12 protein-coding genes are annotated in these 14468 nt (G+C 52.3%); 6 read left to right on the forward strand and 6 right to left on the reverse strand.

The annotated features are described in order from the left end of the window. Positions 1-23: 23 nt before the first annotated feature. On the forward strand, positions 24-1937 hold the full coding sequence (locus D888_RS0119080) for an ABC transporter substrate-binding protein (protein ID WP_020678174.1): 1914 nt from the start codon (positions 24-26) through the stop codon (positions 1935-1937). Positions 1938-2393: 456 nt separating this feature from the next. Here the strand turns inward: D888_RS0119080 and D888_RS23475 are convergent, their stop codons facing one another. Further along, positions 2394-4832 carry an ATP-binding protein gene (locus D888_RS23475; protein WP_020678175.1) on the reverse strand — a complete coding sequence of 813 codons (2439 nt, stop codon included), beginning with the start codon at positions 4830-4832 and terminating at the stop codon, positions 2394-2396. A gap of 314 nt (positions 4833-5146) precedes the next feature. After that, on the reverse strand, positions 5147-5794 hold the full coding sequence (locus D888_RS0119100) for a carbonic anhydrase (protein WP_020678177.1): 648 nt from the start codon (positions 5792-5794) through the stop codon (positions 5147-5149). A gap of 341 nt (positions 5795-6135) precedes the next feature. On the opposite strand from D888_RS0119100, the gene aroC reads away from it, so the two are divergent. The 3 genes from aroC to D888_RS0119115 are packed head-to-tail and all read left to right on the forward strand — an operon-like array spanning position 6136 to position 8857. After that, entirely contained in the window at positions 6136-7221 is a 1086-nt protein-coding gene (gene aroC, locus D888_RS0119105; RefSeq protein ID WP_020678178.1) for a chorismate synthase, read from the forward strand. Positions 7222-7256: 35 nt separating this feature from the next. Then, the gene (locus tag D888_RS22540) at positions 7257-8111 is read left to right on the forward strand and encodes a DsbA family protein (RefSeq protein WP_020678179.1); all 855 of its coding nucleotides are present in this window, start codon (positions 7257-7259) and stop codon (positions 8109-8111) included. Positions 8112-8125: 14 nt separating this feature from the next. Continuing rightward, positions 8126-8857 carry an MBL fold metallo-hydrolase gene (locus D888_RS0119115; RefSeq protein WP_020678180.1) on the forward strand — a complete coding sequence of 244 codons (732 nt, stop codon included), beginning with the start codon at positions 8126-8128 and terminating at the stop codon, positions 8855-8857. 6 nt (positions 8858-8863) lie between these two features. Here D888_RS0119115 and D888_RS0119120 read toward each other — a convergent pair whose 3' ends face one another. Further along, positions 8864-9385, reverse strand: a complete 522-nt coding sequence (locus D888_RS0119120; protein WP_020678181.1) for a permease — start codon at positions 9383-9385, stop codon at positions 8864-8866. Further along, a complete protein-coding gene (locus tag D888_RS23480; protein ID WP_020678182.1) occupies positions 9382-9870 on the reverse strand; it encodes a permease in 489 nt (162 codons plus the stop codon). Before D888_RS23480 ends, D888_RS0119120 begins: the two co-directional genes overlap by 4 nt. 145 nt (positions 9871-10015) lie before the next feature. Between D888_RS23480 and D888_RS0119130 the strand changes: the two genes are divergently transcribed. Together D888_RS0119130 and D888_RS0119135 are read left to right on the forward strand one after the other, a co-directional pair. Next, positions 10016-10564, forward strand: a complete 549-nt coding sequence (locus tag D888_RS0119130; RefSeq protein ID WP_020678183.1) for an NADH peroxidase — start codon at positions 10016-10018, stop codon at positions 10562-10564. 137 nt (positions 10565-10701) lie between these two features. Continuing rightward, entirely contained in the window at positions 10702-11583 is an 882-nt protein-coding gene (locus D888_RS0119135) for a DMT family transporter (RefSeq protein ID WP_020678184.1), read from the forward strand. Here D888_RS0119135 and D888_RS0119140 read toward each other — a convergent pair. Continuing rightward, positions 11580-12563: a GlxA family transcriptional regulator gene (locus D888_RS0119140; RefSeq protein WP_020678185.1), complete on the reverse strand. Its 984-nt coding sequence runs from the start codon at positions 12561-12563 to the stop codon at positions 11580-11582. The two genes, D888_RS0119135 and D888_RS0119140, sit on opposite strands and share 4 nt — an antisense overlap. Before the next feature lie 98 nt (positions 12564-12661). After that, the gene (locus tag D888_RS0119145; protein WP_020678186.1) at positions 12662-14464 is read right to left on the reverse strand and encodes an ABC transporter ATP-binding protein; all 1803 of its coding nucleotides are present in this window, start codon (positions 14462-14464) and stop codon (positions 12662-12664) included. Between the last annotated feature and the right edge of the window lie 4 nt (positions 14465-14468).

Genomic DNA, 14468 nt, shown 5'->3' on the forward strand with positions numbered 1-14468 from the left:
ACATTCTACCAACGGATTTCGGTATGAAAACCTCTCTGCTGCGGCTATCGTTTCTGGTTCTACTGGCTTTCGTCAGCCTTGCGAACTCCTCTTTTGCCGCGGAGGTACAGGGGGTTGCCCTCAGGGCCGCCGCGCAAGAGACCTTTGCCGCGGCTGAAGCCGCATACCGCGAGGGAAACCAAGCCCTTGCGTTATCACGCTTTCGCAGTTTTGTTCTGAGCCACCACGATTCCGAGTTGACCCCCGTAGCCTATACCTACCTCGGGCGTATTTTTATCCAGCAGCATCGTTATACCGATGCCCTGCTCTATCTCGAAAGAGTCGCTAAAAACGCCCGCCTGCCCGAAGTTCAGCTTCTGAGCGGCTATAGCCTGATCATGGCCGGAGAAAACGATCCGGGCTTCTCACAGCTGCTAGGAATAGCCGGCCAAACCTTCTCGCCAGCCGATCAGCAACTTCTGGACGAAGGCCTGGCGCTGGCTTACAGTCGCCGGGACGAACCCTTGAAAGCGCTCTACTTTTATCAACAGGCGCTACCTGGTGCGACCGACCCGCAAAAGCTCCTGCAGAGCGCTCACCATATTCTGAAAAACAACATTGACAGCAGTATGTTGCGTGAAGCGAGCTTCCTTTTCAGCGCCGGCCCGATTGGTCAGGATGCACGACTGCAACTCGCGCGCTATGCCCTGACGGAAAAAGATCAAAAAAGCGCGCTCAATTATCTGAGTCAAATTTTAGCCAGCCCGATCTCTTTCCCCTGGCGAACCGAAGCCGCTCAATTAATGGATCGTTTCAGTCAGGGGAGTTGGCTTCAAAAAGATGCCATTGGCGTGCTGCTCCCTTTAAGCGGCCGCTACGAAACGTACGGTAAAATGGTCAAACGCGGAATTGACCTGGCTTTAAAGCTGCACAACGCAGAAAAACCTCCCCTGCGTCTACTTTACCGAGACACAGAAGCTGATCCGACCAAGGCACGCCAGGCAACCATGGCCCTGGCCAATGAAGAACGGGTCATGGCGATCCTCGGACCGTTAACCAGTGGTGCAGCGCTCTCGGCCGCAACCAGCGCCCAGCAAAATAGAACCCCCCTGCTCGCGTTTTCACAACGCGCTGCAATCCCTGAAATTGGACCCTATATTTTTCGCGATTCTTTGACGCCCCGCATGCAGGCACGGGCTCTGGCGCGTTATGCGATTCTGGAGAAAGGCTTTCATTCCTTCGGGATTCTTGCCCCTGAAAATCGTCTCGGTCGTGAGATGTCAGAACTCTTCACCGAAGAAGTTATCAAGCTCGGCGGACTGGTTATCGATGAACAAACCTATGCCGAAGATGCCAATGATTTTCGGCCGCAAATTCTTCACCTGATGGGAAAATCTGCCGAACATGAAAAAACCGATTATCGACAGAAGACAGAGACGCAACGCCTCGATGACCTGTTTGTGCCTGACGAACCCGACTACCCACCAACAACCTTTGATGCCCTGTTTATTCCCGATTACGCCAACCATATCGGTTTGATTGCCCCACAACTTGCCTTTTACGGGATTCAAAATTTCCCCCTGCTCGGGATCAGCGGCTGGAATTCTCCCGAACTTCTGCGCCTGGCTGGCCGTTACGTCGAAGGTGCGGTCTTCGTCGACGGATTCTTTCTTGATAGCCCTTACCCCTTTGTCAAAGAGTTCATCGACCTTTACGTCGAAACTTATGGCGAGCCCCCATCGCTACTCGAAGCACAGGCCTTCGACTGTGCCAACATCCTCTTTGCCCAACTAGAAAGCCCCACTGTTACTGATCGCGACAGTTTGCGTGCGGCTTTGGCCAAATTGCAAAACTACCCAGGGGTCACAGGGTCCACCAGCTTTGATTTCACCGGCGAAGCAGATAAGGTTCTGTTTCAACTACAAATTAAGGATGGCGCAATCAGGCAATTAAACTGATAATTGTCTGAGACACCTTTACACCCGTCGTTGCAAAGTCCCTTTGCAGGGTTAGAGTTTTCGCGACGTTCTAACTGTTGCCATTTGTATACTGTCAGTCAACCAGGACGATCTGATCGACAACCTCGGTGATAGTCTTAATTTTGTCGGTGATGAAAAAATCACCCCCTGGAATCACGCCGTCGAACTTATTACCGGCTATCTCGCCTCAGAGGTAGTTGGATGGTGCTGAGCCGACAAAACATCCTTGTTCATCGGACGCGATGTTTAACACCCATTGCCCTCTCTCTGACTGTAACCACCCACCCCAGACAATCCAGTCTATCTGCATCTCAAAGACGGTCTGCTGTATTGAACAAAAAATACTGGTCGCACCCACATGACACTCACATGAAGAACGTCCCTCAGACCATAATGATTTGCGCGAGGTGTTTATTTAATCAAGAAGGAGGGGTCTTAATCGGGCAGGGGGAAGCTTAATTCCACCAAGGTCCCTTCGCCCAGGGTGCTACGGATTGTGATCGTACCGCCATGCCCTTCGACGATCTGCTTGACGATGCTCATCCCTATTCCCAGGCCGCTGGTTTTAGTGTTGCTATAATCGACGCGGTAAAATTTGTCAAAGATTTGCGCAATCTGCTCTGGCAGCATGCCGATCCCAAAGTCTTCTATCTGGATCAGATAGCTCTGTCCATGTCGCCTGCCGCTGATCCGGATTGGTTTCTCACCGCTGGAATATTTAACCGCATTACTCAACAGATTTTCCAGGGCCTGCTGCATTCTTCCTGTATCAAGTGCCATATAGACGCTTCTATCTGGTAATTCCAGTTCAAACCAATACGACTGCGAGGTTAGAATGAACTGTTTAACCACCCGTTCTAACACCCTGGAAATATCAGCCGTAGAAAGCTCTAACACAAGTGGCTGCCCCGACTCAATCCGGCTGATACTGAGAAGATCATCAATAATCCGCGCCAGGGTTTCTGCTCGCTCGAGGATTTCCTGCAGAAAATCACGCTTCTCTTCTGGAGAGAATCGATCCTCATTGGTCGGCTCAAGCATCAACTCGCTATAGCCCAGAATCGAGGCCAAAGGCGTGCGCAGTTCATGGGCTGCGGTTGAAATAAATTCATTTTTCATCTGGTCCATACTGCGCTCACGCGAAACATCACGTAGCAACATCACCAGACCAATGACATGCTCATGACCATCAAAAACCGCCGAAGCATGCGCTTGTATCACACTGAGAACCCCAGTCTCGGCTGAAAGCAGAGGGACATCGAGGGTGCGTCCGGAGCCTCCCTTCTCTTCGAGCAAACGCAGGGCAATCTCCCGTACCCTGATTTTGGCTTCGGCGCCTAAAAGTTTTTCGGCCGGATTGTTTATCAGTTGGATATTTCCTTGTAGATCAACCACAACCAATCCATCGGGCACCGAACGCAACAGAACATCAACCCGGCGCCGGGCCTCTTCAGCCATCAGCAGCGCCTTCTCTCGAGAATCTCGCGCGGCCATCAATTCAGTCACATCTTTTAAGATGCAGACGACTCCGAGTTCATCGCGCTCATTCCCGCAGGGAGCACTCGAAAAGAGGACGGAAATATTTTCCCCTTTGGCGCCGCGAATTTTTGTTTCAAGGTTGCTGACGGGACAACAAATAAGGCCCGTCGAAAATGTCGTGCGCCGCAAAACGCCCGGAGTATCAAGAAACAGATCGGCCAGGGGTCGATGGATAATTCTTGCAGAATCACAGCCGAAAAGCTGCAGTGTCGCCTGATTTACCTGCACGACCAAGCCTTGCGAATCCGTCACAATCAAAGGATCGATTATCGTTTGAATGATCTTTTGCAGATCCTCGATTGAACGTCGGTGCTCCTCAAGCTCAATAACCATCCGGTTCAGTGCATTGTTCAGTCGATTGAACTCTTCGCTCGAATCGAGAGGAAGTTGTTGATGATAATCCCCGTGTCCAACCCGATCAGCAAAATCAACCAACCGATCGAGATTACGCGTCAGCAGCCTGGTCAATTTCCAGGTTAAAACAGTGGCAAGCAGGATCACCAAAAAACTGAACCCGATCGCCATGGCGCGAATTTTATTGACCTCAGCCCGGTACCTTTGCCAGGGGACTGAAGCCATAACCTGCCAGCCTCCGACCTCGACCTTTTGGGCAACCAGAACCAGATCCTCATCAAAGAGTTGGTGGCGAACCGGCTCTTCTTCCGGTCGATAGGTCAATTTTTGAAAAACCAATTCAGTGCGATGATAGGTCAACAGCTCTTCCTGATCAGAAAGCAGGGAGAGTGATGCGACCTCATTCCGGGAAATTTTCTGCAAGGATTGTTCAAAACGATCCAGCGGCAGCGTCAGTAACAGAGTGCCGAAAAATTGGCGGCCTGAATGGCTAGTAAAGGTATAAGCCAGAGAAACTGAAGCTTTACCAAGGAGAGGGTCTTGTCTTCCAGAGCCGATGCTCAGTTGATTCGGGTGACGACGGGCGCTTTGGACCACCGGATCGTACTGAAAATTTAAATATTCTGCTTGGGGCTTTCCATTAATCAACCTAGCTATTTCGTTACCATTTTTATCCAGCAGACTAACGACAGGAAACTCTTGCGCCAGCCCCTCGAAATAGGCGAGAAAATGTTTCTCTTGCGGTAAATCGCCGTAACGTTGATAAAAGGTCTCCATATCGAACCCCTTTATCTGACGCTCCCGGTCGCGAAGAACCGCCCTGATCTCCTTCGCTCCTTCTCTGGCCAGAGAGACGAGATGACGTCCCTGCAAATCTTCCAGAGCAGAAATCAGGACCAGATGCGCTCCCCCGACCAACAAAATCGCCATCAGGAGCACGATCATAATTTGAATTAAGAGAAGACGGTTACGAAAATTCAACTTAAAAACCTTGCAGGGTTTTGAATGAGATGAAAATGATTCCGAATTTTCGGATGCCGTAGCTGCGCCGTGCCTCAACAGCCCTCGACACCTCAGGCCCAGCAGGAGAGTCAATCAGAAAAATTAAATCACAGTTGAAATTCAAAAAAATCAGTCCCGATTTCCGCGCAACAGTAAGTAAGAAGCAAGGGTTCAGAGCTGACATGATTCAGAGAACTAGCCCCGCATAGGGCCACTTCAGATGGTTAGGATAGCCGTATTTATGGATTTTTGGAACAGAGAAGTCAGGGTGAGGTCCAGCAGGAGGACAAAGATCAAAAATTATGTTTTTCGACCAGAACTTCAAAGCGACCAGCCTCAGGTCGGTAAACCGAAAGCTCACCGCGCTCGATCACAAAATACCAACCATGTAAGTCTAACTCACCAGCCAAAAGTCGCTTTTTTAGCCAAGGAAAAGTTTGCAGGTTCGTCAACGAAGTCAGGATCGCTTCCTGTTCACAGACACAGCTTAAATCGTTAGATTCCCCTGCTGCAACCCGCGCCATGGCACGATCCCGCGCGTCTGAAGCGATATCGACCCAGCGTCCAACAAACTCGCCAACCATATTGCCATCGGCACCAAGGAGTAACCCTTCGATCCCGCCACAACCGGAATGACCGAGCACGATAATATCTTCAACCTTCAGAAAACAGACGGCATATTCAAGCGCCGCACTTACTCCGTGATAGGCATTATCCAGTTCGTACGGCGGAACGAGATTGGCAATATTCCGCACGGTAAAGATATCTCCCGGGGAACAACCCATCAATAGCGCCGGATCAACGCGAGAATCCGAACAAGAAATAACCAGTGTTTTCGGACTCTGTCCCTTTGCCAGCTGAGCAGCCAGTAGTTCATTGTCTCCATAAAGTTGCTGCTGAAATAGTTTGAAGCCGTTGATAAAACGATGGATATTTCCCATGTAGTCGCCTCTTCGCTTCCCCACAGCTGTGACCTGGATACAGAATATAATTTAGCAAAACGAAAAATGGCGCCCTGTCGGGCAACAGGGCGCAAAAAGGAGAGACATAAATGAAGCGGTCACAGCGTCTGTTATTTTAGCCCTGCAAGCCGCATCCACGGCGCTCAATATACCCCGCAACAGTGTTTTGATCAAGAATATATTTACCATTGATAAATTTTTTTATCTCGAGTAAAAATCTGGTTCTCTCTGCGACAAATCTAACAGAGCTACACCCCCGCAAATAAATCTGTTATATTCTTCCTTCGATCGACACCCTAAACAAGGAGATTGAAAACAGAATGTCGAGTAGCCTTGGTACCCTTTTACGTATTTCAACCTTCGGCGAATCCCATTGTGCGGGTGTCGGCGTAGTGATTGATGGCGTTCCGCCACGGATGGAACTAAAGTCGGCGGATATCCAGATTCAACTGGATCGCCGCCGCCCCGGGCAAAGCAAGCTTTCAACCGACCGCGATGAAGCCGACCAGGTCGAGATCCTCTCCGGCGTCGAGAACGGGCTGACCCTTGGCTCACCAATCGGGCTCCTGGTGCGCAACAAAGACCAGAGGCCTCAAGATTACAATTCCATGGTGCAAATTCCACGCCCCTCGCATGCGGATTTAACTTACCGCCAAAAATATGGCATCCATGCCTCAAGCGGGGGCGGTCGTTCCAGTGCCCGGGAAACTATCGGCCGTGTTGCGGCCGGCGCGATCGCCGAAAAATTTCTGCGCGAACAGTACGGTATTGAAATTGTCGCCTGGGTCAGCTCCGTCGGCAGTATTGAGGCTGCTGCAGTCGATTTTTCGACTGTGACTCGCGCCCAGGTGGATGCCAACGATGTGCGTTGCCCTGATCAGAACGTGGCTGAACGGATGTCGGAGCAAATTCTGGCCACCCGCGCCGACAACGACTCGATCGGTGGCGTTCTCACCTGCGTCTGCCGCAACCTGCCGCCAGGCCTCGGTGAACCGGCTTTCGATCGTCTGGAAGCACGCCTGGCCCACGCAATGCTCTCGATTCCAGCAACCAAAGGCTTTGAAATTGGCTCCGGCTTTTCCGGCGCAGCAATGCGCGGATCAGCTCACAATGATCCCTACTGTTTTAAAAATGGGCGTCTCGGGACCCTCACCAATCACAGCGGAGGCGTTCAGGGGGGTATCTCCAACGGTGAAAATGTCTTTTTTCGAGTCGCATTCAAGCCGCCTGCAACTATCGGTCAAGCCCAGAAAACCGTCGATTATAAAGGACAGGATGCAATCCTCGAAGCCAAGGGACGTCATGATCCCTGTGTGGTGCCGCGCGCGGTACCAATTGTTGAAGCGATGGCCGCCTTGGTGATTGCCGACTTGGCATTAATCCAAAAAATGCGCCTACCTCTCTGAATTTTAATATGATTAACAACAAAGTGGAGTTCTTTATGCGTTTAGGTACCCTGATTCTTCTCGTTTTACTCAGTATAGCCACCCCCGCTTTTTCAGGAGTGATAAATCTGCGGGAGCTCAACACCATTCAGCTTGATGCCACACCAAAGCAGGTCACCAGCACCGTCGATGGTCGCCGCATGTATGTCCTCACTCAGGATAATAATCTTCTGGTTTACACCCTCGGAGGTGAACTTCAGGGCCAACTGAGCGTTGACCCGGCTATCGACCGGATTACGCCCCTCGGCCCACAGCACCTGCTGCTGCAGAAAACCGCCAAGAAGCAGGCGGTTATCGCAATAGTCGAAGTCTCCCAGCCGATAGATATCAGTAATGCCCCGGTTCTCGGTGATGAGTCCGCTCCGGTCACACTGGCCGTCTTTGACGACTTTGAATGCCCCTACTGCGCCAAAACTGTTCCGCTTCTGAAACAGGTCGTTGAAAAGTACCAGGGTAAGGTCAAACTGGTGTTCAAAAACTTCCCGCTTACCATTCATCGTGATTCGCGTAATGCCGCGCTGACGGCTCTTGCCGCCAACAAACAGGGGAAATTCTGGAATGTTTATGATCTCTTCTATGCAAACTACAATAGTCTAAACCCGCAAAAAATAGATGAACTGGCAGCCCAGACCGGACTGGATATGGAGCAATTAAAAAAAGACCGTCTCGATCCGCGGTTGAATGCGCAAATTGAGAGCGATATCGCCGAAGGGACCAGAATTGGTGTGCGTGGTACGCCGACGGTCTTTGTCAATGGCCGACTGTTGCAAGAGCGGAGCATGGCCGGGTTCAGCCAATTAATCGATGAAGAGCTGAATCGGCTTTCTTCGCCTCAGAAATCAGGACAATAAGCTGGAGGTCCTTCTTGCAATTGACCTTTCTTGGCAGCGGCGATGCCTTCTCAAGTGGTGGGCGTTTACAAAGCGGGATCTATCTCTCTACAGGTAAAAAAGGGTTGCTCCTCGATTGTGGAGCAACCCTGCTGGCCGGACTGCATCGTTGCGGGCTCGCCACGGAGCAGATCGATGACATTGCCATCAGCCATCTGCACGGTGATCATTTTAGCGGTATCCCCTTTTTCTTCCTCGATGCCCTCTTCGTTCAACAACGCCGTAAACCCTTAAATATATTCGGCCCGACTGGACTTGAAGAACGTGTGGTCTCTACCTGCCATGCGCTCTACCCCGGTGCCCTCGATGGCCCTTTTCCGTTTACACTCAACTATCACATCCTGACCCCGCCAAAAACCACGGTCACAGAATTGTTCAAAGTTTCAACCTTCGCAGCCCGCCATGGACAGGCCCCCGCTCTCTCGATGCGGCTCGAATTCGGCACATGTACTATCGCCTACAGTGGCGATACCGAATGGCACCCGGACCTGATCAAGCTCGCCAGGGGGAGCGATCTTTTCATCTGCGAGTGCAGCAGCTACGACAATTCTGTCCCGGGTCATCTCAATTATAAAACCCTCGTCCAACACCTCACTGAGCTTGAATCCAACCGGATTATTCTGACCCATACCGGCCCACAGATTGACGCCCAGCGTCACCAGATCGTCCTTGAAGTCGCGCAGGATGGCCTGCAAATTCGACTCTAGAGGCACCTAATTTCTCTCATCCTCCGGCATCAATCGTTCCACCGCGAGACCCAGCGGAATCGCCAGCATCAACGTCAGCCCCCCGCGCACCAGCGCAAAGGGCAAACCCAGAAATTGGGCCTCAACCGGTAACATCTGCGGCTTCAGCCCATAGGCCGCCAGCACAATGGCAACCACGGCCCAGCGCGCCCCCAGACGACGTAAACTCATCAACAATGGAAATATCACAAAAGAGGGGCCGATCAGAATCGCTCCGCACCCGACCCCCAGCAACAACCCCTTGAAGCCCCCCTCCCGTCCGAGTACGCGCCCAATCATTTCCCGTCCGATCCAGGTCTGAAGTAATCCAGCCATCGCGAAAACGGCAATGATCAAAATCGTGACTGACAGGAACAGGTGATATCCGGCCTGAAATGCGGCCAGGGTTTTCTGAGGTGAAACCAGCCAGGTCCCGAGATATAACGCGCCCACGAACAGGAGCATGCGCTGGCGGAGCAGACCCATAAAAAACTTGGTCAAGGCTGTCACAATAATCCTCCAAGGAAGAGTCCGGATATGAGTGCGGCGACCAGGGTCAAACTGTTCCGCACCAGGGCGAAGCGCCAGGTGAATATTCTGGCTTCAAAGGGGAGGGTTACCACACCGACGGAAATCCACGACATGATGAAGGCCGCCACCGCAGGCGGCCAGGCACCATGACTTAGCAAGGACCCTGCGATGGGATAGGATGCCAATGGCGGGCCGATTGAAACCGCCCCGAGCAACCCGCCGACAAGTAAGGAGAGCGCGGGGTTTCCAGTTCCCATCACGGATTCAATCATCTCAGCTGGAAGAAATTCCTGAAACAGCCCGACCAGGGCAAAAATGGCAAACAGCATGGGGAGCAAGTTCAATAAAGATGTCGCACCAGCCTTAATTGAATCACGAGCCTTATCTGGATCACGCCCAAAGGCCCAAATGTAGGCGCAGGTGACCAAAAGCAGATAGATCAGACCGATAGTTTTTATTCCCATAATTTTCTTCTCTCACGCAAGCGGGGCCAACGGCATTTCAGTATAAAAGAAAACCGGTGTTGACAGCAGAAACTATTCAGGTATAATCCGGACCGATTTAGTAATATTTTAATCCTATTCCCCCTCATTCAAGGAGATTTCCCCGATGAAAAAGTTTGTCTGCACAATCTGCGGTTATGTTCACGAAGGCGACACTGCTCCGGACTGTTGCCCGCAGTGTAATGCACCCGCAGAAAAATTTGCCCTGGTCGATCCAAACGCCACCCTGACCTGGGCCGACGAGCACCGTATCGGCGTTGCTCAAGGGGTTGATGCTGAAATTCTCGAGGGTCTGCGTGCCAACTTTACCGGTGAGTGCACCGAGGTCGGTATGTATCTGGCGATGAGCCGTCAAGCCGATCGTGAAGGCTATCCCGAGATTGCCGAAGCCTACAAGCGGATTGCATTCGAAGAAGCTGAACATGCCTCCCGCTTTGCAGAACTGCTCGGCGAGTGCGTTGTTGCTGACACCAAGACCAACCTTCAGGCACGGGTTGAAGCAGAGCACGGCGCCTGTGCGGGCAAGAAAAAACTGGCCACTCGCGCCAAAGAACTCAACCTTGATGCGATCCATGATACCGTTCACGAAATGTGCAAAGATGAAGCCCGTCACGGCTCTGCTTTTGCCGGTCTGCTGAAACGTTACTTCGCCTGAGTCATTTAAATATCCGTCTAAAAAGGGTGGTGAGTTATCAACTCACCACCCTTTTTTATAGGGTCAAACAATAATCGACGTAGACATTTTAGCCGCTTCGCCAGTATTCTGCCGGACTGCCTGAATGGATATGCCTTATGCCAACTAATCCTCATCTGCGTGGCCTGCTGATTACGGTCGCAGCGGTTCTGATTCTGAGTCCTGACGCCCTGCTGGTCAAGCTAATGCAGACCGATGCCTGGACCATGCTTTTTTGGCGAAGCTTGATCTCTAGCGCAAGCCTCCTGGTTGGACTCACGGTTATTTATCGACGCAAAATTTTTTGGATTTTCAGGAAATCTGGACGCTTGGGCCTGACTTCCGGCATCATCACTGCCTGGGGTTCGCTTCTGTTTATCGGGGCGCTCTACCACACCACCGCGGCAAATACCCTGGTGATTCTGGCCGCAACTCCTCTCTTTGCAGCCTTGATTGGACGCCTGAGCGGTCAGGACCGGATCTCACGGTTAACATTATTGACTGCTTGCTCTGTTTTTGGCGGAATCGCCCTGCTTTTTATTGAAAGTTTTTCAGCTGACAATCTGCTAGGGAACCTGATGGCCCTGGGTGCATCGAGCCTTTGGGGCGGGAATCTGGTGGTCCTTCGCCAGGCCCGGGAACGCAACATGATTCCCGCGGTTGCTCTGGGTGCAATTTTGGCGGTGCCGTTAAGCCTGCTGTTCGGAGCTGCCCCGCTCAGCATTGGAGCACATGATCTTCTGCTCCTCAGCCTGCAGGGGACGCTGGTACTGCCGATCTCATTCGCGTTGATCACCAGCGGAGCACGAGATCTGCCGGCGGCGGAGGTCAGCCTGATTCTGTTGCTGGAAACCCTGCTCGGACCTCTCTGGGTCTGGCTGGTAGTCGGCGAGGCGCCTGGGTCACTGACTCTCGGAGCAGGAATTTTTGTCCTCTGCGCCCTTGCCCTGCATTCCCTGATCTCACTCCGCCTCAGACAAAGCCACCTGATCCTTGATTAACCTCCTCGCAACTCCACAAAACGACGACGATAAACCGTCGGTGAAACTCCAACAATCTGTTTGAAGAGGCGACGGAAGGAACTGGCGTCTTCATAACCAACGGCACCAGTAATCAATTCAATGCGGGTTTCACCCCGTTCCAATAAACGCTTTGCTGCTTCAACCCGCAAGCGTTGCAGATATTCCAACGGTGAATCACCAGTCGCCTTCTTGAATCGCCGCAAAAAGGTGCGCTCAACCATTTGCGCCATTCCGGCCATCTCGACCACACTGGTCCGGTCTGTAAGATGTTGTTCAAGGTGGCGTTGCACCAGAGCAATCGACTCATCACCATGATTTTTGTGTCGGCGAAAGCGGATATAGGGTGCCTGCTGACGTCGCACTCGATCGATCAGCATCATCCGCGCGCAGCTATCTGCCAGGTCGGTCGAACCGTATTTTTCCAACAGGTAAATCGCCAAGTCCTGATGAGCGCTCGTCCCGCCGGCGCAGATGTAATCCCCTCCATCAATCAGAATTTGATCCGCCTGCAACTTCACTTTGGGATAGGTCTGGCGAAACCGCTCCGCCAATTGCCAGTGCGTGGTCGCTTCGCGTCCATTTAAAATTCCGGCCTCCGCAGACAGAAATGCTCCAGCGCAGATACTCGCGATAACGACCCCCCGCGCATGTTGATCTTTAAGCCAGGCAATTGCTTGTTTCTCCTGTCGCAACGCCTCGATGTTCCCTAGCACTGAAGGCAGAATTATCAGGTCGGGTTGCCGACACGCGTGGATTGAACAATGAGGAACCAGAGGGTCCTGGCTGAAGCAGACGACCGGACCCCCATCTACAGTCAGGACTTCCCAGCGACAAAAAGGTGAGGGATCTGTCTTATTTCGCTTCTTTTTTTCCCAATTCGCCACCGTAAACAGATCCAGCGGGCCGGCAATGCTGGATTGCAGGCAATTATCAAAGGCCAGTATGGCGACGTTGAGCATGGTTGTCCCTCCTGTCTTAAATGTCTTTTCGGACAGGATACGCGATTTCAAGGAGATTGTCAGTTTGAGTTTGTTAAACGGCAGGAACCCGAAACTGTTCAGTGCGGGTGATGATGCTCATCCTCTTCATGGCCCGGATGACTATGGTCATGGTATCGAGTTTGCGTCGGATGTTGGTGAGAACCGGCATCTCCATGCACGTGCGTGAAACTGTGCTGATGTTCATGCTCATGTTCGTGGAGATGACTGTGAACAGTCTCACCATGTCGATGAAGATGTTCATGCCGATGTTTGTGTGCATGAGCATGTTCGTGCTTGTGCTGCAGGTCACGAATCCTCAAGGTACAGCGGTCGCGATAGGTATAATCGAGACCATTGAGGCTGGTCAGGTTCCTGTCATTGATGAAATCCTTTGTCGAATAATCATGGCTAATCAGGCCGTCGTGCATCACCAGCGTGCGCTCGCTGAGTTGACGCACAAAGAAGATGTCATGACTCACCAGCACCAGTGTCGCATCAATGCCGCCTAAAATTTCGAGCAGTAACTCCTCACCCTGGGGATCGAGGCCCGCGGTCGGTTCATCGAGGATCAGCAATTGCGGCTGGAGGCTTAAAACGCTCGCCAAGGCCAGACGCTTGCGCTCCCCTCCCGAGAGGTGTAGTGGAATCCGTTCGGCGAAATCGTCAAGTTTAACCATTTTAAGGGCAGATGCGACAAGTTTCCCTACCTCATCTTCTTTAATCCCGAACTGACGCGGGGCAAAGGCTACTTCGTCATAGCAGGTGGGACAGATCAACTGGTCGGCACTATCTTGAAAAACCATGCCGGTCTCTTGCCAAACCAGACGCCCCTTGCCGGGCAGAACCTGTCGACCACCAAAGCGATAATCTCCATGAAACGGAATCAGACCCAGCAAGGCCATCAGCAGCGTGCTCTTACCGGCACCGTTTTCTCCCACGATGGCCAGCCGCTCACCGGGCTGAATTCTCAGATCAACCCCGCGCAGAGCGGGTGTTCCATCAGGATAATTGTAACGGAGCGCTTTGACCTCGATCAAAGGGAGTTCCGCTGGCTGCGCTGCTGCCTTGGCCGTAGCAGCGGTTGCGGCTGCCAACGCCCGATCGGCCGCAGCATCCTCGGCAAAACGAAAGGAGAAATCGAGTCCGTGCTCACGCAATGAGGGGCGGTGCTCTACCAGTTCTTTCAACTGAAAATCATGATGTACCCGGCCGTTATCAAGCACCAGGGCACGTTCGCATAGTTCGTAGAGGAAGATCAGATCATGGCTGATCAGCACCAGGGTCCCCTGGTAATCTTTAAGCAGGTCGAGAAAGATCTGTTCTTGCAGCGGGTCCAGATTAGCTGTCGGTTCATCCAGTATCAGCAGTTCGGGCTGCATCGCCAGCAGGCCGGCTAAGGCCGCGCGCTTCTTTTGTCCGTAGCTTAAGGAATGCGGCGGCTTAAACAGCAGTTCGGTCAGCCCAACATCGCTGACGGCCTGACGCACCGCCAGATCGACTTCCTTCTCGGACAGACCCTGATTGCGCGGCCCAAAAGCCACATCTTCATAAATGTTGTGACCGAAGAGTTGATCATCCGGATCCTGAAACAGAATCCCTATCTCCAGACGTACCCGTTTCAGCTGTTCTGCCGTGAGCTGCTCTCCCCGAAATGTGATCTGCCCCTCTTGCGGGGTCAGCAGACCACAGAGCTGCTTGACAAGAGTGGTCTTGCCTGAACCATTATGCCCGACCAGAGCGATGCGATCCCTGACGCGAATCTGCAGATTGATGTCACTAAGCGCCTGGGTCCCGTCCGGGTAGGTATAACTTAGGCCGGACGCCTGCAGGAGCAAGGTATCGTTCTGCGCTGTGATGATTGTTTGTGCCAGCTGATGCATGATT

The sequence above is a fragment of the Geopsychrobacter electrodiphilus DSM 16401 genome (genome assembly GCF_000384395.1).
Lineage (GTDB): Bacteria > Desulfobacterota > Desulfuromonadia > Desulfuromonadales > Geopsychrobacteraceae > Geopsychrobacter > Geopsychrobacter electrodiphilus.